A 19,751-nucleotide genomic window follows, 5' to 3' on the forward strand; every position below is an offset into this window, starting at 1 on the left:
CAGACATGAACAGCATCCATGTGATCCCCAGCCTGATGGTCGAGGAACGTTTCAACGACCCTGCCCACTGGAGCACCTTCGGTGCCCAGTGGGGCAGCGCCGACAGCCAGCGCCTGGAATGCGTGAGCGTGGTGGACGAAACCCACGACGTGAAGACCTTCACCTTCCGCAGCCCGGTCCACCACGCCATCGCCTACGAGCCTGGGCAGTTCCTCACCGTGTCGCCGCTGATCGACGGGCAGACGGTATCGCGCTGCTATACCCTGTCGTCGACGCCGACCCGGCCGTTCACCGTCTCGATCACCGTCAAGCGGGTGCCCGGCGGTGTGGTGTCCAACTGGCTGCACGACAACCTGCGCAGCGGCCACACCCTGGCCGCGTCGGGGCCGGCGGGCAACTTCACGCCGGTGGCCGGGCCCGCGCGCAAGCTACTGTACCTTTCGGCCGGCTCCGGCGTGACGCCGCTGATGGCCATGACCCGCGCCGCCGCCGACCTGCATGCCGAGCTGGACATCGTCTTCGTGCACAGTGCGCGCACCCCGGCAGACATCATCTTCCGCGCCGAGCTGGAGCGCCTCGAGCGTACCCTGCCCCAGCTGCGCACGCTGTTCTTCTGCGAAGACGTCGGTGACGAGCCTGGCTGGAGCGGCCCCATCGGCCGCCTGTCGCTGCAGGCGCTGCGCCAGCAGGTGCCGGACTTTCTCGAGCGCGAGGTCTTCACCTGCGGCCCGAAGGGCTACATGGACGCAACCCGCGCATTGCTGGCCGAAGGCGGTCTCGACCTGTCCCGCTACCACCAGGAAAGCTTCGACATCAATGCCGAGCCGATCATGGAACCGGCCCCCGCCGAACCTGCCACAGGCCAGGCCCAGGCCACCTTCAACGTGCGCCTGGCCCGCTCCGGCAAGACCTTCACCATGACCGCCGAGCAGACCGTGCTCGCCGCGGCGAAGAAGGCCGGCGCCATCGTGCCGTCCTCCTGCAGCCAGGGCGTATGCGGCACTTGCAAGACCGCCCTGCTCGAAGGCGACGTCGAGATGAAGCACAACGGCGGCATCCGCCAGCGCGAGATCGACAAGGGCCTGCGCCTGCTGTGCTGCAGCCGGCCGACTTCGGACCTGGTCATCGACCTCTGACCGGGCGCCTCGGCGCCCCTTCCCTTCACCCTGCCACCTCTGCAGCACCTGTGCCTTGCCGCGCAGAGGCTTGGCGCGAGCCCACAGGTTCACCCACGTCCATCCTGCCGCCAGCGGCCTGACACGCCGCGCCATGGACCCACTCGCTGAACAAAGGCCGCCTGACGGCCTGAAAACAACAAAAGCTCAGCTGTACCAGGAGAAACCATGACTCACCCCGCTCAATCGATCGAAGACGTCCCCCTGAACCACTTCCATCGACTGCTCACCCTGCGCTCGGCCGGCGGCTCGTTCGTCGACGGCTACGTCCTCAGCCTGATCGGCATCGCCCTGATACCCACCGCCGCCGCCCTCGGCCTGGACAGTTTCTGGGAAGGCATGATCGCCGCCTCGGCGCTGATCGGCATCTTCTTCGGCGGTTTCCTCGGCGGCTGGCTGACCCACCGCCTGGGCCGTCGCCGTGTGTATTTCATCGGCCCGCTGCTGTTCATCTTCGCCTCGCTCGCCCAGTACTGGGTGCAGGATGCCCAGACCCTGTTCATCCTCAGGTTGATCATCGGTGTGGCCGTGGGCATCGAGTACCCGGTGGCCACCTCGATGCTGGTGGAGTTCATGCCGAAGAACGCCCGCGGCCCGCGCCTGGCCGGCTTCATCGTCATCTGGTTCGCCGGTGCTGCAACGGCCTACGGGCTGGGCGAGATCATCCTGCGCCTGGGCGATGCCGAAGCCTGGCGCCTGGTGCTGGCCAGTGCCGCGGTATTCGGCGCGGTGCTGCTGCTCCTGCGCCTGGGCACGCCCGAGTCGCCGCGCTGGCTGCTGAGCAAGGGCCGGAATGCCGAGGCCGAGCGGATCATCAAGCAGGTCTACGGCCCGGCATTCTCCCTTGCACACCTGCCGGAGGAGCCACGCAGCAGCACGCTGTCGGCCTGGGACTTGATGCGCGCCGGCTATGGCCGACGTATGTTGTTCGTCAGCGCGTTCTGGAGCTGCTCGGTGATTCCGCTGTTCGCCGTATACGCCTTCGCCCCGAAAGTGATGGACGCACTCAATCTCAAGGGCGATTGGGCCTCCCTCGGTTCGATGGCGATCACCCTGCTGTTCGTGGTTGGCTGCATCCTCGCCGCGCGGTTGATCAACAGCATCGGCCGGCGCAACCTGCTGATCGGCAGTTTCCTGTTCTCGGGACTGGCGCTGTTCGGGCTGGGGCTGTTCCACGACAGCAACGCCCTGCTCATCCTCATCCTGTTCGGCGCCTATGCCGTGGCCATCGGCGGTGCCCAGGTACTGGCACTGGTCTACCCCAACGAGATCTTCCCCACCGAAATCCGCGCCCAGGCGGTCGGCGTCGGCACCTCGCTGTCGCGCATCGGCGCGGCGGTGGGCACCTACCTGGTGCCCATCTCCCTGCAGGACTATGGCATCGCCCATACGATGTACGCCGCCGCGGCGGTGACCCTGGTGGGGTTGCTGGTCAGCTGGGCGCTGGCGCCGGAAACCCGCTCGCTGAACCTGCAGCAGGCGGCAGCCTTGAGCTGAGCCGTTGGCGGCGCTTCGCCCCCCGGCAAGCCTGCTTGCGCAGGGACAGCGCCAAACTTCAGGATTGCGCTGTACCCTGTGGGCTTGCCAGCGATGGGCAGCAAAGCAGCCCCGCGATGGCATGGCAACACGAGCACCGGGCGTCTTTACTTGCAGGTAACTGCCCACAGGAAGGATGCATTGCCTATGAAGATCGTCGTCACCAGCATTCTCGTCGACGACCAGGCCAAGGCCCTGGCGTTCTACCACCATGTACTGGGCTTCGAGCCCAAGCACGACATTCCCATGGGCCAGCACCGCTGGCTGACCCTCACCTCGCCCAACGACCCCGACGGCGTCGAGCTGCTGCTCGAGCCCGACGTGCACCCGGCCGCCAAGGCCTTCAAGGCGGCGATCAAGCAGGACGGGATTCCCGCCACCTCCTTCGGCGTCAAGGACATCCAGGCCGAGTACGCACGCCTGTGCGCCGCGGGCATTCATTTCACCCAACCGCCGACGGCCATGGGGCCGGTCACCGTGGCCGTGTTCGACGACACCTGCGGTAACCTGATCCAGATCGCCCAGCGACATTGAGCGACCACGCCAGGCGGTTCTTCCGCTACAGTGCCCTTTCCCGCCAAGAAGCGCAGCCACAATAAGGAAACCCAATGCGCTACGAATTCAGCGAAGTCCTCAACGACCTGGTCGATTACTTCCTCGTCGGCGACATCCAGTTGCTCGAACGCTTCAAGGAAGAGAACGACCTGCCCGACGACCTGGCCTACGAGTTCACCCACAACGACAGTGGCGACCAGGCGGTGCTCGCGGGCGTCGTCTTGCCCCTGGCCGGCATCGAGAACCTGCCCTACCGGATCATCTTCAGCCTGAACGAAGCCACCCCCGTCCTGCGCGAGGCCGGCAGCCGGCTGCAGCACCGCCGGGCTGGCTACCTGCTGCGGGTGGAGCATCGCACGCTGATGCTGTTCACCTGGCGCATCCTGCAGCACTTCACCAACAAGACCCTCGGCGACCTGCTGGCGCGCTACCAGCAGCCTGGGCGGCCGATCATCGAGCTGGACAACGGCTGGTACGAGGTCGAGGTGCTCGCCGGCGCGGTGTTGCGCGATGGCCTGTACGAACCGGCCTTCGAGTTCATGCTCAAGCGAACCGGCGGCCCCGGGGCCGCCCGTGAAATCGACATCGGCTATCGCTTCAGCCTGCAGGACTGTTTCGACTGAACCGGTGTGCCCCCATTCGCGGGCAAGCCCGCTCCCACAAGGCCCTGCAAACCACCGCACTTGCGATCGACGCAGACCCTGTGGGAGCGGCGCTGATGCGCCGCGAACAGCGCTGTTCAGGCGTGATGGATATCCCGGTCCTTGGTCTCTGGCAGGAAGAAGATGCCGAGGATCGCCGTCATCACCGCAATGACGATCGGGTACCACAGCCCGTAGTAGATATCACCGGTGGCCGCCACCATGGCGAACGCCACGGTCGGCAGGAAGCCGCCGAACCAGCCGTTGCCGATGTGGTACGGCAGCGACATGGAGGTGTAGCGGATGCGCGCCGGGAACAGCTCCACCAGCCAGGCGGCGATCGGGCCGTAGACCATGGTCACGTAGATCACCAGGATGGTCAGCAGCAACAGCACCATCGGGTAGTGGACCTTGTCCGGATCGGCCTTCTCCGGATAACCCGCCTCCTTGAGGGCGTTGCCGAGGGTCGCGGTGAAGGCATCGTTCTGGGCCTTGAACGCCTCCGGCGCCAGGCCACTGCCTTCGAAACTCGGGATCACCTGCTCGCCGATGCGGACCTGCGCCACGCTGCCAGGTTCGGCCCGTTCGTTCTCGTAGGGGATGGCACGCTTGGCCAGCAGGCTCTTGGCCAGGTCGCAGGAGCTGGTGAAACGGGCCTTGCCCACCGGGTCGAACTGGAACGCGCACTGGCTGGGGTCGGCGATCACTACCACCGGGTTGCGCTCCTGGGCGACGAACACGTCCGGGTTGCCGTACTCAGTCAGCCCCTTGAAGATCGGGAAGTAGGTCAGCGCGGCGAGGATACAGCCGGCCATGATGATCTTCTTGCGGCCGATGCGGTCCGACAGGCTGCCGAACAGGATGAAGAACGGCGTGCCGATCAGCAAGGAACCCGCGATCAGCAGGTTGGCCGCCTGCGGGTCGATCTTGAGCGTCTGCAGGAGGAAGAACAGCGCATAGAACTGCCCGGTGTACCAGACCACCGCCTGGCCGGCGGTGCCGCCGAGCAGCGACATGATCACCACCTTGAGGTTGTCCCAGCGGGCGAAGGACTCGGTCAGCGGCGCCTTGGACGCCTTGCCCTCGGCCTTCATCTTCAGGAACACCGGTGACTCGTTGAGCTGCAGGCGGATGTACACCGAGATCGCCAGCAGCAGGATCGACAGCAGGAACGGGATGCGCCAGCCCCAGGCCTCGAAGGCCTCGGTGCCCAGCAAGGTCCGGCAGGCCAGGATCACCAGCAACGAGAGGAACAGCCCCAGGGTGGCGGTGGTCTGGATCCACGAGGTGAAGAACCCACGCTTGCCCTTGGGTGCGTGCTCGGCCACGTAGGTCGCGGCGCCGCCGTACTCACCGCCCAGCGCCAGGCCCTGGAGCAGGCGCAGGGTGATGAGGACGATGGGTGCGACCACACCGATGCTCGCGTAGCTGGGCAGCAGGCCGACCAGCGCGGTGGACAGGCCCATGATCACGATGGTGATGAGAAAGGTGTGCTTGCGCCCGATCATGTCACCCAGGCGACCGAACACGATCGCGCCGAACGGTCGTACGGCAAAGCCTGCCGCGAAGGCCAGCAAGGCGAAGATGAAGGATGTGGTTTCGTTGACGCCGGCGAAGAAATGCTTGGCGATGATCGCAGCCAGCGAGCCATAGAGGTAGAAGTCATACCACTCGAATACGGTGCCCAGGGATGAAGCGAAGATGACCTTGCGCTCCTCCCGGGTGATGCCGCGTTGGGGCGCACTGCCCGTGGATGTGCTGTCGATTGCCGCCATGGGTTGCCTCCGTCTTGTTGTTTTCAGGCCGGAGTACCTTGCACGCAGTTGATCATCGCACCCTGGCCCTGGATTGACACTCGGTTGCGCGAAGCACGACGAGGCGTACCGCCCCGCATCGCAAAGCCTGTTGAAGCATAATCAGCTTTGCCGGGATATCCACCGCCCCCGGCCTGCGGCCTCCTTCAGGAACGTGACTGACGCAGCAGCGCGACGACCTCCGTGTCGGTGGTCTGCTCGAACGTTTCGTAATGCAGGCCCACCGCGCGAAACGGCTCGGGCATCTGCAGGCACACCAACTCATCCACCAGGGGCCTGAGCCGCGCCACCGACTCCCAGGCACCGATCGGCGCGGCGAACAGCAATCGGGAAGGCCCGGCGGCGGCCAGCGCCATCAGCGCAGCGCGGGCGGTGTTGCCGGTGGCGATGCCGTCGTCCACCAGGATCACCTCCCGGCCAGCCACCTCAGGCAATGGCCGGTCACCGCAATAGACGGCGCGCCGCCGGGCGATCTCCGCCAGTTGCCGGTCGCGCTCGGCATCGAACCAAGCCTGGCTGGCACCGAACATGTCCATCACAGCCTGGTCGGCCACGCAGAATGGCGGGTTGCCTTCGGCCACCGCGCCGATGGCGAACTCCGCATTGCCCGGTGCACCGATCTTGCGCACCAGCACCACGTCCAGCGGTGCCTGCAAGGCCTCGGCGACCTCGAAGGCCACCGGCACCCCGCCCCGTGGCAGCGCCAGTACCAACGGCTCGCCCTGGACCTTGGCGCGCAACACCGCCGCCAGGGCTCGCCCGGCCTGGCGGCGGTCGCGGAAGGCGGGTCCATCCGGGAACGCGCGATTCATGGTTTCAGGCTCTCGCTGGCAAGGTGTGTTTTCCCATGGCCGGCACCTGTGGGGCGGTTTGCCGGTAATGGGCCGGCCCTGATATCCGGCAGACACCAGCACAACCCAGGATGTTCCTCCCGACAGTCAACGCCGTCGTCGCCCCGCAACGCCCAAATGCAGGGGAACCGCACCACGGCAAAGCCCTGAGCCGGCCTGAACGCCTGGTTTAGAGGGCCACGCCAAGGGAAAGGTCATCGCAGCCCATGGCCGCGTCAGGCCAGGAACCGGCCGATCGCCTCGAGCACCGCCGCTGGTTGCTCGCGGTGCGGCACATGCCCGCAGCCGGGCAGCAGTTGCATGACACTCGGCCCACCGGCCAGGGCGGTGATGCGCCGGGGGTGTGCGGGCGAGCCGAATTCATCCTGGTCGCCGTGCAGGCTGAGCAGCGGGCAGTGCACCCTGGGCAGCAGTGCATCCAGGCTCCAGCCGGCGAAGGCCTCACTCAGCCAGGTGTCCACCCAGGCCCGCAGCACCCATTCGGCCTTGTCGCCATGGTACTTGCCCAGCCGCTGCAACTGCCCGGGCTCGGCGAACTGCCGTTGCGCGGCACGAATGCCGTCGAGGGTAAGGGGCTCGACGAAGGCCTGGGCCGACTCGCTGACCAGGCCCCGGCACTGCCCGGCGAAAGCCGCTGCGCAGCCCACGGCCATGCCACCGCCCACGCTGTGACCAAGGACGAGGAAGTCGTCGATGCCGAAATGACCACGCACGGCCGCGAAACCCTCGTGCGCCTCGGCCTCGACGAAGCCCGGGCGCAGATGGCCGGGATGGGCATCGGAACGGCCGAAGCCCAGCCGGTCGTAGGCGACGACCCGGCGCCCGGTGGCCTGCGCCAGTTGCGCGGGGAAGTCGCGCCACAACGCCACGCAGCCGAGCGAGTCATGCAGCAGGACGAAGGGCTCGCCCCGCGCCTGAGTGGGAGTCCAGGCTTGGGCAAACAGCCTGCCCTGGGGGGTGCCTATCATGTGCTGGCTGACGATGAGGTCCTTCATGCAGTCTCCTGATCCCGGCGCCGCCGGGGTACTGGGCTTTCCCTATGGGCCGGCGGAGGGCCCCTTGAGCTCGACCTGGTTGCCATCGGGGTCGAAGCAGTACAGCGACAACCCCTCGCCCTCGGCACCGTAGCGTTTCTCGGCGGGCTCCACGACCACGCCCGCCGCGTTCAGGTAGCCGACCAGGGCTGCCTCGTCGAACGGCTCGATGCGCAGGCAGAAGTGATCGACATTGCGCCCCTCACGGGCTGCGGCTCGCCCACCTCGACGCCCCAGCGGGCCGTCGAGCGCCACCAGGTCGATCATCGCCGTGCCGGCGGCGAGGTGGATCATGCCCAGGTCGTCCCGCTGACGGCTCACCTGGCAGCCGAGCAGGTCACGATAGAAAGCGACGCTGCGCGCCAGGTCACTGACCCGCAGCACCACATGGTCGATGCACTGGATGGTGAAAGGCCGCATGCGCAGTTCCTCCTTGCAAGGCACAGGGAAAGGCTTGGCAGCACCATAGCCTATCGGGCGCCGGCTCGACCAGCGCCCGGTCGCGCTCATTCGTTGACCAGGCGCTGCAACTGGCCCAGGTCGTGGCTGGCCAGCACCCGCAGGATCTGGTCCACCAGCGCCCTGTCCGGCGCCTCCAGGTGGAAATGATGCCCTCCGGGGTGCCAGGACACCCGGGCATGCCCAGGCAAGGCCGCGCGGCGCTGCTCGAAACCACTGCCCGCGAAGGCCCCCTGGCGGCCGAGCATCAGGTACAGCGGGCAGTTTATTTGCCTGAGCAGGTCGCAGGCTTCACGCTCGGTCAGCGGCATGGGCTCGGGCAATACCAGGCGCGGGTCGTGCCGCCAGCAATAGCCCTCGCCCACCTGCAGCAGGTCACGCAGTGCCAGCAAACGTGCGGCCTCGTCCGACAGGTTGCCGTCGAGGCGGTTACGGCGTTGCTGCAGCGCGGTTTCCAGGCTGTCGAACTGGCTGCCGTCCGGCTCGGCGAAACCTTGCAGGCGGCTGCGCCGCACCAGACGCTTGAGGCGGTAGGCCCGGGCCAGGTGCTGCACCCGGTCATCCTCGGCAACGGTGAAGGGAGCCCCCATGCCATCGAGGAAAATCATGCTGGCAATCGAACTGGACAACGCCGCCAGCACCGAGGCGATCCCCGTGCCCATGCCGTGGGCCAGCACATGGACGTGCGAAAGGCCCAGGCTGTCGAGCACCGCCAGCATGTCTTCGGCGTGTTCCCACAGGTAATAGCCGCTGTCGTCGCGGCGGTGATCGGAACGGCCGTGACCGACGAGGTCCGGGGCCACCACGAAGCAACCGTCGAGCAGTGGCGCCAGGCGCTCGAAGGAGGCCGCGTTGTCCAGCCAGCCGTGCAAGGCCAGCACCGGAACGCCATCCTCCGGCCCCCAGGTACGGACGGCGATCTCGATGCCATTGAGGTCAAGCAGGTGATCCTTGGGTGTCGCGGTCGAGCGCATGGGCATTCTCCTGGCCAGGGCCCGGCGCCTGCGCGCCAGGCCGGACATGCCGCCGCCCTCATGCCGGCGGCTACTACGCAGCGGACGTCCGCACGGCGTCCGGCATCCCACCTTCGCGCATGCGGCGACGCGATGCTGGCCCCTCAACGACCGTCGCATGCGCGACACCGACCCCTGGCCACGACACGGCTACTGGCCGCGCAGGTCCTCGAAGAACACGTGCCGGCCATCGACCTGGGCCGAGGCGCGAAGCTGCCCCGCCTCACCGCTGGCCGGCTCCACGTGCCAATAACAGTGCCTGGCCGCCCGGGTCACGGCCACGTAGGCCAGGCGTTGCACCTCTTCCTTCTGCGCCGTGTCGAACGGCTGGGCATCCCCGGCACGGCCAAGGCCTGCCTGGCGATAGACCTGGTTCTTGTACGGCGAACTGGTCAGGTACTGGCAGTCGCCGAGCATGAATACCGCGTCGGCCTGCAGGCCCTTGGCGCTGTGGTAGGTGAGCTGGCGCAGCCGGCGCTGATCCGGCGGCAAGCTGGACTCAACTTGAAGAACCGAAACCAAATGCTCGTTTATCAACGACTTATCGCTTGTTTTTCGAAACAACATCATCACCGTCTCACCCTGCTGGTAATGCTCCATCAGGGTCTGGGCCAGCGCCGCCTCATCGCGCTCGCAAACCTTCACCGGCGACAAGGGCAGCTCGGCCGCCGGGCCGCTGGCCCTGGCCTTCTTGCCGGCGATGGCCGGCGCGCCCTTCACCAGGTGCTCGGCGGCCGCGATGATGTGCTGCTGGCTGCGGTAATTCTCCACCAGCATCACCCGGGTATTGGCCGGCGACGGAAAGGTCTTGGCGAATTCCATGAAGTACTTCGGCGAGCTGCCCCGCCAGCCGTAGATCGACTGCCAGTCATCACCCACGCACATCAACGAGGAATGCCCGGCGTTGCGCCCGACGTGCATAGCCGGGCCGCGTCGGCGGATTTCTGCCAGGCTCGCGCGCAACCAGCTGACGATCTGCGGCGAGACATCCTGGAATTCATCGATCATCAGATGCGCCATCGGGCGCAGCAGCGGGTCGGGCAACAGGCGCAGGTTCTCCGGGTTGTTCTCACCGAACAGGGCGAACATGCGGTTGTAGGTCATCACCGGTGGCGACTGGGCCAGCAGGTGCGCCTCCAGCGCCTGCCAGTACAAGGCCAGGGCCTCGAAGAACAGCCCGTCGCTGTCGCCTGGGGCAAAGCGCATCCCGGCCACGGCGGTGCCCACGTCCAGGCCCAGGTTCTCGATGAAGCTGGCCGCACTGACGAAGGCATCGAGCAAGGGCGCCGGCGCCAGTTCGCCCTTGACCTTGTACTCGAACCCCGGCCCGGCCACGGCATCGCCGGCCAGGGAAGCGGCCAGGCGTTTTGCCGATGCGTAGTTTTCCAGCCATATCAAAGGCTTGTCGCAGAAAGCTTGAAACAGGGTGCGCTTCACCGCCCACTCCGCACGCACTCCAAGCCTGGCCCCTGGGCGCTGGTACTGCGCGCTCTCGGACGGGTCGAAGCCCAGCACCACCCAGGCGTCCAGGCCTTCCAGGCGGCCATGCACGTGAAAACGACTGCCGCGGATCTGCACGGTGTCGCGGCATGGCTCGATCCCCTTGATCGGCCAGGCGCCGGCGGCGAACCAGAGGTCCTCGATCAGGTCGCACAGCTCCTCGTCGCGTTGTGCGGCCAGCTGGGTCACCTGCACGCGCTTCTGCACGTCGGGGTGGTCCGGGTCCAGCGGCTTGAGCTGCAGGGCCTCACGGCGCATCGCCGCCACCAGTTCGGCGAAACGTGGGTTGCCTTGCAGCAGGTCGCGGTAGCAGAGGTTGAGCTGCTGACGCTGGGCGTCGTTCAGGCGCAGGTCGAAGGGATTGCCCTCGGCGTTGGCCTCGTTGCCCGCGGGCAGTTCCTGGCCGAGGGTCTCGAACGCGCGCAACTGGCCGAAGCCCGGCAGGCTGCGCACCAGCGGCAGGATGCGCGAGTGGAAGGTGCGCACCAGCTCACGGGCCTGGGCTGGCGGCAGTTCGACTTGCCAGAGGGCGAAGACCTGTACCAGGCGCTTGATGAAGTCCTTGCGCGATTCGCGAGTGAAGGTCACCACGGTCATGGCGTCCAGCTCGAAGCCCAGGTAATGGCGCAGCAGCAGCAGGCGCAGCACCAGCGAGGTGGACTTGCCCGCCCCCGCGCCAGCGACCACGCAGGTGGACGGCGTATCGCTGAAGATCAGCTTCCATTGCGCCGCGCTGGGCTGTGCCTGGGCGGGCAGGCGCTGGGCGACGTCGGCCTTGAAGCGTTTCTTCAGCTCGGCACTCAGCGGCAGGCGCCAGTCGTCGAACAGCGCGTCGTCCTGACCGGGGACTGCGGCGCTGTCGGGCCGCACGTCGCGGATCACCAGCACCTGGCGCCCGGCCTCGTAGCCTTCCGCCCGGCCACGCTCGTAACCTTCGCGCAGGCCGTCGGCATGGCCACTGCGCTGGCCGGTGGCATGGCCGAGGAACCAGGAGTCGCGGTGCTGTGCCCGCAGGCGGGTCAGGCCACGGCCCAGCAGGCGCGCGGCCAGGCGGCGGAACCAAGGCAGTTGGGCCGGTGGCGTCAACTCAGCCGAGGCTGGGGGAAGCTCGTGGGGCACGGTCACTCCATTGCAGGTCGAATCAGCAGGCCATGTTCGCCGCATCTGCAAAAAATCGCCAGCGAATGCTTGAAGATCAGGGGATTAGGCGATGAATCGCAGGGAGTACCGCACCTTTATATATCTATTAAATAGATCATATAAAGCCGATATTTACGCTTATTTTCGATCTTTTATTGGCGCATCATGGCGTCATTCCACCCATTCAAGGAGCACGATCATGCTGCAACTGCGACCGTTCGAAAGCCTCGGCCACGCCAACCATGGCTGGCTCGACGCCCATCACCACTTCTCCTTCGCCGAGTACTACGACCCGGCTCGCATGCACTGGGGCAACCTGCGCGTGTGGAACGACGACCTGATCGCCGCCGGCAGCGGCTTCCCACCGCATCCGCACCGGGACATGGAGATCATCACCTATGTCCGCGAAGGGGCCATCACCCACCAGGACAGCCTGGGCAACAAGGGCCGTACCGAGGCTGGCGATGTGCAGGTGATGAGCGCTGGTACCGGCATCGTCCACAGCGAGTACAACCTGGAGAAGGTCGACACGCGCATCTTCCAGATCTGGATCGTCCCCGAGCGGGTCGGCGAAGCACCGTCGTGGGGCACCCGGCCGTTTCCCAAGGGCGAGCGTGGCGAGGGTTTCGTGACCTTGGCCAGCGGCCGGGCCGGGGATGAAGACAGCCTGCGTATCCGTACCGACGCACGCTTGGTGGCGGCCACCCTGCGGGCCGGGGAAAGCGCCGAGTACCGCTTCGATGCCGAACGCCGGGGATATCTGGTGCCGGCCAAGGGGCTGGTGGAGGTGAACGGGGTGCGGGTCAAGGCGCGGGATGGCTTGGCCATCGAGCAGGAGCCGGTGTTGAAGGTCACGGCCGTGGAGGATAGCGAGATCGTCCTGGTGGATGTGGCCTGATCCGGGGGCGACAGGGCTTGCCTTTGGCGGGCAAGCCCGACCCTACAGGGTACCCGTTGGGCTTTCGGGCGCTTGTTCTCTGCAAGACAACGCAGCCCTGTCCTTGCCGCCCACCGCCCGAAGCCTGTAACGTGCCGCCACCCCACCCCGGAGGCCGTTCGCATGTCCCTCAAAGCCCTGCGCACCCTGGTGACCATCGCCCGCCACGGCACTTTCGCCCGGGCTGCCGACCTGCTCAGCCTGACCCCTTCGGCGGTAAGCCTGCACATCAAGACCCTGGAAGACGAACTGCAGGTCACCCTGTTCGACCGCAGCCGCCGCCAGGTGGCGCTGACCGAGGCCGGGCAGTTGGCGGTGGCTCGCGCCGAAAGCATCCTGGCGGCCTACGACGAACTCGCCGACGCCCTGGCCAGCGGCCCGAGCCTGCGCGGGCGGCTGCGCATCGGCGCGATCCATACGGTACTGGCGCGGCGCCTGCCCAAGGCCCTGGTATGGATCAAGGCCCATCACCCACAGCTGCACATCAGCGTCGCCTCGGGGATGTCGGCGGAGCTGGCGCGGCGGGTCGAGGACGGCGAGTTGGATGCCGCGATCACCACCGAGCCGGTCAGCCCCTACCCCCAGTGCCTGCAGTACACCACCTTGTTCGAGGACCGCTTCTGGGCGGTGGCCAGCACCGAGCTCGCCGGCCAGAGTCTGCCGCAGTTGCTGGCCAGCCAGCCGTTCCTGCGCTTCGACAAGCGCGCCTGGGCCGGCCGGCAGATCGAGCAGGAACTGCGCCGCCAACACCTGCAGGTCAGCGAACAGATGGAGCTGGACAGCCAGGAAGCCCTGGCGCGCATGGCCGCCATGGGCCTGGGCGTGGCCATCATTCCCATGGCCGACGATGACCTGGAACGCCTGCCGCCGGCGATCCGCCTGCCCTTCGGCGAACCGCAGCTGACCCGTCGGGTGGTGCTGCTGGAACATGAAAAGAGCCAGCGCCGGCACCTCAGTGCCGTGCTCGGGGCAGCCCTGGCGAGCTGATCCCCCTCGCGACCATGCAGTTTTCCTCAATAGTCACTGCAGAAAACACCGTTTTTTCCCATCGTTGCTCAGCGGTAGTCTGTGCCAGACCCGACAACGGAATGCCGCCATGCTCCACCTGCTGCTGACCACCCTGGTGCCCATCATCCTGCTCATCGCCCTGGGCGCTTTCCTGCGCACCCGCCATTTCCTCGCCGACACCTTCTGGCCCGGCGCCGAGCGTCTGAGCTACTACGTGCTGCTACCGTCGCTGTTCCTCCACGGCCTGGCCACCGCCAACCTCGACGGTGTGCCGGTGCTGGGCATGGTCGGCGTGCTGATGCTCTCGACCGTGCTCGGTGCCGCCCTGCTGGTGCTCTACCAAGGCGTGGTGCACCACGATGGCGCCGACTTCACCTCGGTATTCCAGGGCGGTGTGCGTTTCAACAACTACATCGGCGCCACCCTTGCCGCCGGGATCTACGGCAGCGCGGGCATCGCCCTGGCGGCAGTGGCCAATGCCGCTATCGTGCCGCTGGTCAACCTGCTCTGCGTGCTGGTGTTCGCCCGCTTCAGCGCACGCCACAGCTCACCGCTCACGGTGCTGCGAGCGATCTTCGCCAACCCGTTGATCGTCGGTTGCGCCGGCGGCCTGTTGTTGCGGGTGAGCGGGCTGGGCCTGCCGGCGGGGCTGGAACCGACGGTCAAGGCATTGGGCCAGGCCGCCCTGCCCCTGGGCCTGCTGTGCGTCGGCGCGGCGCTGGGCGGTGCGCGCCTGGGCCATCAGGTGCGGCCGCTGGCGGCGGCCTCGGCGTTCAAGTTCCTGGTCCTGCCAATGACAACCTGGGGCCTGTGCCGCCTGCTCGGGCTGGGAGGCCAGGCAGCCGTGGTGGCGGTGCTGTTCCAGGCGTTGCCCACGGCGTCGTCATCCTACGTCATGGCCCGGCAGATGGGCGGCAACGCCCCGCTGATGGCCACCATCATCGCCTTGCAGACCATGGCCGCGGCCATCACCCTGCCACTGGTGCTGGGCCTCATGCTCGATTGAAGCCATGCAGGGCACTAGACTGAGATTCACTTCACACTTCGGAGCATGGCCATGCGCCTCTCGTGGATGCTGTCCGGTCTGACCCTGGCCCTGCTCGCAGGCCCGTTGCACGCCGCCGACAGCCCCCAGGCCGCGGTCGCCGAGGACAAGGCCGAGGTGCTGGAGGAAAGGGTCGTCGAGGACGCCACGCCGCCAAAGCCACGCGAAACCCTCAGCCCTGGCGAGGTGCAGGCAGTCGACCCGGCCGGCCAGTCGCCCATGGACGACAGCATCACCTGCCTGGCCCGTACCCTCTACTGGGAAGCCAAGGGCACCGATGCCCGGGACATGGCCGCGGTGGCCAGCGTGGTGCTCAACCGCCTGGGCCACGACGGCTTCCCCGACAGTATCTGCGGCGTGGTCAAGCAGGGTGTGGAGCGCGGGAGCTGCCAGTTTTCCTGGTGGTGCGACGGGCGTCCCGACCAGGTGGAGGAAGCGCAGCGCTACGCGATGGCCAAGGAGATCGCCCGCAAGGCGCTCAACCAGCAGCTCGAGGACTCCACCGGCGGTGCCCTGTACTTCCACGACCGCCACGTACTACCCGACTGGGCCAAGGCCTACCGCAAGACGGCCGAGACCAGCCACTTCATTTTTTATCGGCCGAACCAGGCGCTGGCGCACTGAGGATGGGCGGGGGCGTGTCGGTTGCAACCCGTTCGCGACGATTCGCCGCCCGACAAGCCCGCTCTCGCAAAGTGAACTTTTCCTTACAGCGACCCCACGCCGGGCACCGGGCGTTAATCTGGACAGGCATCCCTGCCAACCCGCCGCCCGAGGTGCCGAGCCATGAACCCACGACTGCGCGTACTGTTCGTCTGCATTCACAACGACGCCCGTTCACTGATCGCCGAGGCCGTGCTGCGCCATGCCGATCCCGAGCACTTCGAGGCCTTCAGCGCCGGCGTGCGACCTACCGAGGTGGATCCACGTGTACGGGCAGTGCTCGAGCATGCCGGGATATCCGGCCAAGGATTGCAGAGCAAGCCGCTGGAGACCTTCGCCGGTGAAGCGTTCGACTACCTGATCGACTTGTGCGACAGGCGCACCAACGAACTGGCGGAGCTGCCCCAGTCCAATGCGACGATCACCTGGAGCTTCGTCGATCCGGTGGGGCAGGATGGCGAGGAAGGCTTCCGTCACCTGCTGCAAGAGGTGAGCGACCGGGTGAAGCTGTTCGTGATGGTGAAGAACCGGCCGCATGGGCGTGAGGAGTAGGCTCAATATCCAAGTAGTCCTGGAGCCGCTTCGCGCCCCCAAATGGCGGCTGTAAAACCGTTTGCCGGCAAAACCTTCCATGAGCCGTCCCGCACGTTATATCCCCCCTGCCCCCTCGGTGCGATATTGGAGAAAACAACACGGATAAAAAACATGTACAGAAACACCTCTACCCCCGCGGACGACAACGGTTGCGGCTGGTTCGACCTCAGCCCCAGGCGCCAGCCTCGTCCCGCTCACCGGGGGCGGAGCGAAGCGCGCTGGGTCGTGCTCGGCGCGGGCTTCACCGGCCTTGCCGCCGCCCGGCAACTGGCCCTGCGTCACCCCGGCGACCAGGTGATCCTGGTCGAGGCGCAGCAGGTAGGCTTCGGCGCCTCGGGGCGCAACTCCGGCTTTGCCATCGACCTGCCCCACGACATTGGCGCTGCTGACTACATTGGCGATTTGCCCACGGCCAGGATGAACCTCAAGCTCAACCTGCGCGCCCAAACGATCCTCAGGCAACTGATCGCCGAGCATGGCATCGACTGCCAACTGCGCCCGGACGGCAAGTACCAGGCGGCGGTGGAGGACAAGGGCCTGGCGGTGCTGGATGCCTACCGCAGCGGCCTGGACAAGCTCGGCCAGCCCTACGAGATGATCGACGCCCGTGACCTGCCCGCGCACCTGGGCACTGCCTTCTACCGCAAGGCGCTGTACACCCCCGGCACCCAGCTGCTGCAACCGGCGAGCCTGGTCAAGGGCCTGGCCGATAGCCTGCCGGGCAATGTCACGCTGTACGAGAACACGCCGATCAGCCACCTCGAGCAAGGCCGGCGCATCACCCTCAGGCATCCGGATGGCGAGATCGTCGCCGACCAGTTGCTGCTGACCAACAACGCCTTCGCCAGCCACTTCGGCTTCTTGCCCGGGCGCCTGCTGCCGATATTCACCTACGCCAGCATGACCCGCCCACTGAGCGAGGAGGAACAGGCGCGCCTGGGCGGCAAGCCGACCTGGGGCATCATCCCCGCCGACCCGTTCGGCAGCACCTTGCGCCGCACCCCCGACCAGCGCCTGCTGGTACGCAACAGCTTCAGCTTCAACGCCGACGGCCGTGCCCAGCAGCGCTACCTGGACCGCGCCGGGCGCCAGCACCGCGAATCGTTCGAACGGCGCTTCCCGATGCTCTCGGGCATGCCGTTCGAATACACCTGGGGCGGTTCCATGTGCCTGTCGCGCAACCACCTGTCGTTCTTCGGCAGCCTGACGCCGAACATCCATGGGGCACTGTGCTGCAATGGCCTGGGCATCACCCGCGGCACCGCCACCGGCACCCTGCTGGCCGACTGGCTGGCGGGCGAGCGCGACGAACTGATCGATTTCCTGCTCGGCGGCGCTGGGCCGAACCGCAACCCACCAGAGCCGTTCCTCAGCCTGGGGGTCAACATGAACCTGTTCTGGGGCCAGCGTCGCGCCGGCCTGGAAAGCTGAAGGAGGCGGCATGCACAGCCTGGGCATCCTAGGGGTCGGCGAGCTGACCGAAAAAGTGGTACATGGCCTGCGCCGCAGCGGCTTCACCGGCGCCATCCTGCTCTCTCCACGCAATGCCCAGCGGGCCGCGGCCCTGGCCCGGGAATACGGTTGCCAGGTGCTGCCCGACAACCAGGCGGTGGTCGAGCAGGCCGAGCTGCTGGTGCTCGGCGTGCGCCCCGGGTCGCTCGGCGAACTGGCGGCGCAGGTGCAGGTGCGGCCTGGGCAGCGCCTGGTGTCGCTGGCGGCCGGGGTGAGCCTGGAGCAGTTGGCGACGGCCTTTCCTGGCGCCCGTTGCGTCCGCGCGATGCTGTCGTACGCGGCGCAGTACAACCAGTCCACCGTGGTGGTCTGCCCGGCGGATGGGCCCACCGAACAATGCCTGGGCCCACTCGGCAACCTGGTGGTGGTCGCTGACGAGTCGGCGTTCGAACTGGCCACCGTCGCGGCGTGCATGAACGGCTGGTTCTACTTCCTGCTGCACGACCTGCAGCAATGGCTGAGCGACAAGGGCCTGCCGCCGGAGCAGGCGCGGGCCCTGGTGCTGGGCAACCTGCAGGACTGTGTGGCCAGTGCCCAGCGTCAGCCCGAACAGCCCCTCAAGGCCCTGGGCCAGGCGATCGCCACGCCGGGCACCTTCACTGCCGACGGCCTGGCGGTGCTCATGCACCAGCCTTCCAGCACGAGCTGGGGAGCGGCCTGCGAAGTGGTGCTCGATGGCCTGTTGACACGGTCGCGGTAGCGGTATTCGCGGGCACACCCCGAGGCCGGTTCAGCGGTCATGGGCTGCAAAGCAGCCCACGCGAGCCGCTGCGGCCCTCACAACTGCCGGTACACCCGCGCCGTATCCTCCTCGAAATACCGCAGCTCTTCCTGCCGCCGCACCTCGGACCAGCCCAACGCCGCCGCCATGCCCTGCGATAGCTGCTCCACGCGCTGGCGCCCCAGGTCCGGGTCCAGCCCCCAAGGCAGGCGCCGGCGCACCAGGTCCACCAGGCGTACCACATGCTCGCGGGCAACGAGGCGGGCAATGTCGTCCGCCGCCACCCGCTCCCGCTCGAGCATGCCCTTCGGCGCGGCGCCACGCTTGCCCAGCCGCCGCTCCACCGCCCGGGCGATTACCCGCGCCGCGTGGCGGTGGAGCATGATGGTCGAGCCGGTCAGGGTGAGCAGGTCCGGCTTGTCCGCCGCTTCGCTGAGGCGCACCGGCAGGTAGGCGGTGCGGCCGTCGAGGGTCGAGGTAGGACGCACGCCGCACCAGCAGTGCTGCACGTCGGCGCGGGTCAGCCCGAGCTCGGGGAACAGGTGGTTGGCCTCGCCGAGGATGTAGTCGATCTCGCTGTCCTGCACACGCACCTGGTCCGGGTTGTCGGTGAACGTCGACTCGGTGGGGCCGATGAAGTGGAAGTCGCGCCAGGGGAAGACATAGAACGGCTCGCCTTTGCTGGAGAACGCCTCCAACCCCTGGCCACGGTAGGACTCGGGCAGGCGCACCATGACGTTGACGCCCTTGATGCCCAGCACGCGCGTATCGCTGTCGCCACCCGCGCCCGGTACCCGGTCGACCCAAGGCCCGGCGGCGTTGATCACCACCCGGGCCTTGACCCGGGCCTGACCCAGGCATTCCGGGGCCTGCTCATCCAGGGTGACCCACCAGTGGCCATCGGCGCGCTCGAGCTGGCTGACGCGGGTGTAGGTGCGCAGCGTGGCGCCACGCCATTCGGCGTCCAGCGCCGTGTCCACGCAGATGCGCTCGGGCCAGGCGTACATGTACTCCTCGAACACCCCGACTCCGCGCAATGGCCCGCCCAGGTCGGCGGCCATGGCACTCTCGCCTGCGGCCTTGTCCCGCGACAGGCGCCGGTAGGCCAGCGGCACCTTCCAGCCGCCCAGGGCCTCGACCAGGCGAAAGCCCATGTCCACCAGCCATGGCGGATAACGGTCGCCCTGGCGGAACGGATAATGGAAGCGGTGCTTGGTCAGGTGCCCGGGCATTTCCTTGACCAGCTCGGCGCGACAGCGCATCACCTCGCGGGTGTAGCGCAGGCGCTGCCACATGTCGAGCGGGCGCAGCGGGATCTGCCACAAGGGGTAGCGCGCAGCCAGGTAGCCCAACCCGGAATACAGCATGCGGCTGGAGCGGGATGAGGTGCCGGCGCCGATATCGCCACGGTCCACCAGCAGGGTGCGGAAATTGCGCGCGGCCAGTTGCCGGGCGGCGGCGCAGCCCACCGCGCCAGCGCCGACGACCAGCACGTCGAAGCATTCGCCGTCGAGGCGCTCCAGTGCCGAGCGGGTCATGCGGCGTGCTCCATT

The 19,751-nt window shown here is 67.3% G+C and carries 18 protein-coding genes; 11 read left to right on the forward strand and 7 right to left on the reverse strand.

Annotated features, from left to right (window positions below; translation table 11 throughout):
- The first annotated feature begins 5 nt into the window (after positions 1-5).
- The 4 genes from WCE05_RS16795 (at position 6) to WCE05_RS16810 (ending at position 3,889) form a co-directional block, all read left to right on the forward strand.
- Positions 6-1,136 (forward strand): FAD-binding oxidoreductase, encoded by a 1,131-nt coding sequence (locus WCE05_RS16795; protein ID WP_368816192.1) that lies wholly within the window; start codon positions 6-8, stop codon positions 1,134-1,136.
- 207 nt (positions 1,137-1,343) lie between these two features.
- On the forward strand, positions 1,344-2,672 hold the full coding sequence (locus WCE05_RS16800; RefSeq protein ID WP_253080075.1) for an MFS transporter: 1,329 nt from the start codon (positions 1,344-1,346) through the stop codon (positions 2,670-2,672).
- A 186-nt stretch (positions 2,673-2,858) separates the two neighbouring features.
- Entirely contained in the window at positions 2,859-3,245 is a 387-nt protein-coding gene (locus WCE05_RS16805; protein ID WP_368816193.1) for a VOC family protein, read from the forward strand.
- Positions 3,246-3,319: 74 nt separating this feature from the next.
- Positions 3,320-3,889, forward strand: coding sequence for a hypothetical protein (locus WCE05_RS16810; RefSeq protein ID WP_368816194.1), 570 nt, complete (start codon positions 3,320-3,322; stop codon positions 3,887-3,889).
- 116 nt (positions 3,890-4,005) lie between these two features.
- Here WCE05_RS16810 and WCE05_RS16815 read toward each other — a convergent pair whose 3' ends face one another.
- The 6 genes from WCE05_RS16815 to WCE05_RS16840 form a co-directional block, all read right to left on the reverse strand.
- The gene (locus tag WCE05_RS16815) at positions 4,006-5,682 is read right to left on the reverse strand and encodes an MFS transporter (RefSeq protein ID WP_225790095.1); all 1,677 of its coding nucleotides are present in this window, start codon (positions 5,680-5,682) and stop codon (positions 4,006-4,008) included.
- 185 nt (positions 5,683-5,867) lie between these two features.
- Positions 5,868-6,533 carry a phosphoribosyltransferase gene (locus WCE05_RS16820; RefSeq protein ID WP_368816195.1) on the reverse strand — a complete coding sequence of 222 codons (666 nt, stop codon included), beginning with the start codon at positions 6,531-6,533 and terminating at the stop codon, positions 5,868-5,870.
- A gap of 254 nt (positions 6,534-6,787) precedes the next feature.
- Complete coding sequence (locus WCE05_RS16825; RefSeq protein ID WP_368816196.1) at positions 6,788-7,567, reverse strand: alpha/beta fold hydrolase; 780 nt, start codon at positions 7,565-7,567, stop codon at positions 6,788-6,790.
- Between the two features lie 42 nt (positions 7,568-7,609).
- A complete protein-coding gene (locus WCE05_RS16830; RefSeq protein ID WP_368816197.1) occupies positions 7,610-8,026 on the reverse strand; it encodes a VOC family protein in 417 nt (138 codons plus the stop codon).
- A gap of 86 nt (positions 8,027-8,112) precedes the next feature.
- On the reverse strand, positions 8,113-9,039 hold the full coding sequence (locus WCE05_RS16835) for an alpha/beta fold hydrolase (protein ID WP_368816198.1): 927 nt from the start codon (positions 9,037-9,039) through the stop codon (positions 8,113-8,115).
- 189 nt (positions 9,040-9,228) lie between these two features.
- Complete coding sequence (locus WCE05_RS16840) at positions 9,229-11,742, reverse strand: UvrD-helicase domain-containing protein (RefSeq protein ID WP_368816199.1); 2,514 nt, start codon at positions 11,740-11,742, stop codon at positions 9,229-9,231.
- A 175-nt stretch (positions 11,743-11,917) separates the two neighbouring features.
- Here WCE05_RS16840 and WCE05_RS16845 point away from each other — a divergent pair, with 175 nt between their 5' ends.
- The 7 genes from WCE05_RS16845 to WCE05_RS16875 all read left to right on the forward strand — a co-directional run bounded on the left by WCE05_RS16845 (position 11,918) and on the right by WCE05_RS16875 (position 18,177).
- The gene (locus tag WCE05_RS16845; RefSeq protein ID WP_253102336.1) at positions 11,918-12,616 is read left to right on the forward strand and encodes a pirin family protein; all 699 of its coding nucleotides are present in this window, start codon (positions 11,918-11,920) and stop codon (positions 12,614-12,616) included.
- 162 nt (positions 12,617-12,778) lie between these two features.
- A complete protein-coding gene (locus WCE05_RS16850) occupies positions 12,779-13,642 on the forward strand; it encodes a LysR family transcriptional regulator (RefSeq protein ID WP_225790088.1) in 864 nt (287 codons plus the stop codon).
- A 109-nt stretch (positions 13,643-13,751) separates the two neighbouring features.
- Positions 13,752-14,669 (forward strand): AEC family transporter, encoded by a 918-nt coding sequence (locus tag WCE05_RS16855; protein ID WP_225790087.1) that lies wholly within the window; start codon positions 13,752-13,754, stop codon positions 14,667-14,669.
- Between the two features lie 51 nt (positions 14,670-14,720).
- Positions 14,721-15,332 (forward strand): cell wall hydrolase, encoded by a 612-nt coding sequence (locus WCE05_RS16860; RefSeq protein WP_225790086.1) that lies wholly within the window; start codon positions 14,721-14,723, stop codon positions 15,330-15,332.
- Positions 15,333-15,494: 162 nt separating this feature from the next.
- On the forward strand, positions 15,495-15,923 hold the full coding sequence (locus WCE05_RS16865; RefSeq protein ID WP_253102332.1) for an arsenate reductase ArsC: 429 nt from the start codon (positions 15,495-15,497) through the stop codon (positions 15,921-15,923).
- A gap of 153 nt (positions 15,924-16,076) precedes the next feature.
- Positions 16,077-17,396 (forward strand): NAD(P)/FAD-dependent oxidoreductase, encoded by a 1,320-nt coding sequence (locus WCE05_RS16870; RefSeq protein ID WP_368816200.1) that lies wholly within the window; start codon positions 16,077-16,079, stop codon positions 17,394-17,396.
- Positions 17,397-17,406: 10 nt separating this feature from the next.
- Positions 17,407-18,177, forward strand: a complete 771-nt coding sequence (locus WCE05_RS16875; RefSeq protein WP_225790083.1) for an NAD(P)-binding domain-containing protein — start codon at positions 17,407-17,409, stop codon at positions 18,175-18,177.
- A 77-nt stretch (positions 18,178-18,254) separates the two neighbouring features.
- Here the strand turns inward: WCE05_RS16875 and WCE05_RS16880 are convergent, their stop codons facing one another.
- Positions 18,255-19,736, reverse strand: a complete 1,482-nt coding sequence (locus WCE05_RS16880) for an FAD-dependent oxidoreductase (RefSeq protein WP_262923650.1) — start codon at positions 19,734-19,736, stop codon at positions 18,255-18,257.
- Positions 19,737-19,751: the final 15 nt, after the last annotated feature.

Source organism: Pseudomonas sp. I2 (assembly GCF_040984075.1).
GTDB lineage: Bacteria > Pseudomonadota > Gammaproteobacteria > Pseudomonadales > Pseudomonadaceae > Aquipseudomonas > Aquipseudomonas guariconensis_B.

Excerpts from the sequence above, each read along its gene's own strand:
- WCE05_RS16800 (WP_253080075.1), top strand. The coding sequence starts at position 1,344 with ATGACTCACCCCGCTCAATCGATCGAAGACGTCCCCCTGAACCACTTC.
- WCE05_RS16845 (WP_253102336.1), top strand. The coding sequence starts at position 11,918 with ATGCTGCAACTGCGACCGTTCGAAAGCCTCGGCCACGCCAACCATGGC.
- WCE05_RS16880 (WP_262923650.1), bottom strand. The coding sequence starts at position 19,736 with ATGACCCGCTCGGCACTGGAGCGCCTCGACGGCGAATGCTTCGACGTG.
- WCE05_RS16870 (WP_368816200.1), top strand. The coding sequence starts at position 16,077 with ATGTACAGAAACACCTCTACCCCCGCGGACGACAACGGTTGCGGCTGG.
- WCE05_RS16830 (WP_368816197.1), bottom strand. The coding sequence starts at position 8,026 with ATGCGGCCTTTCACCATCCAGTGCATCGACCATGTGGTGCTGCGGGTC.
- WCE05_RS16825 (WP_368816196.1), bottom strand. The coding sequence starts at position 7,567 with ATGAAGGACCTCATCGTCAGCCAGCACATGATAGGCACCCCCCAGGGC.
- WCE05_RS16815 (WP_225790095.1), bottom strand. The coding sequence starts at position 5,682 with ATGGCGGCAATCGACAGCACATCCACGGGCAGTGCGCCCCAACGCGGC.
- WCE05_RS16855 (WP_225790087.1), top strand. The coding sequence starts at position 13,752 with ATGCTCCACCTGCTGCTGACCACCCTGGTGCCCATCATCCTGCTCATC.
- WCE05_RS16795 (WP_368816192.1), top strand. The coding sequence starts at position 6 with ATGAACAGCATCCATGTGATCCCCAGCCTGATGGTCGAGGAACGTTTC.
- WCE05_RS16860 (WP_225790086.1), top strand. The coding sequence starts at position 14,721 with ATGCGCCTCTCGTGGATGCTGTCCGGTCTGACCCTGGCCCTGCTCGCA.
- WCE05_RS16865 (WP_253102332.1), top strand. The coding sequence starts at position 15,495 with ATGAACCCACGACTGCGCGTACTGTTCGTCTGCATTCACAACGACGCC.
- WCE05_RS16840 (WP_368816199.1), bottom strand. The coding sequence starts at position 11,742 with ATGCGGCGAACATGGCCTGCTGATTCGACCTGCAATGGAGTGACCGTG.
- WCE05_RS16820 (WP_368816195.1), bottom strand. The coding sequence starts at position 6,533 with ATGAATCGCGCGTTCCCGGATGGACCCGCCTTCCGCGACCGCCGCCAG.
- WCE05_RS16805 (WP_368816193.1), top strand. The coding sequence starts at position 2,859 with ATGAAGATCGTCGTCACCAGCATTCTCGTCGACGACCAGGCCAAGGCC.
- WCE05_RS16835 (WP_368816198.1), bottom strand. The coding sequence starts at position 9,039 with ATGCGCTCGACCGCGACACCCAAGGATCACCTGCTTGACCTCAATGGC.
- WCE05_RS16850 (WP_225790088.1), top strand. The coding sequence starts at position 12,779 with ATGTCCCTCAAAGCCCTGCGCACCCTGGTGACCATCGCCCGCCACGGC.
- WCE05_RS16875 (WP_225790083.1), top strand. The coding sequence starts at position 17,407 with ATGCACAGCCTGGGCATCCTAGGGGTCGGCGAGCTGACCGAAAAAGTG.
- WCE05_RS16810 (WP_368816194.1), top strand. The coding sequence starts at position 3,320 with ATGCGCTACGAATTCAGCGAAGTCCTCAACGACCTGGTCGATTACTTC.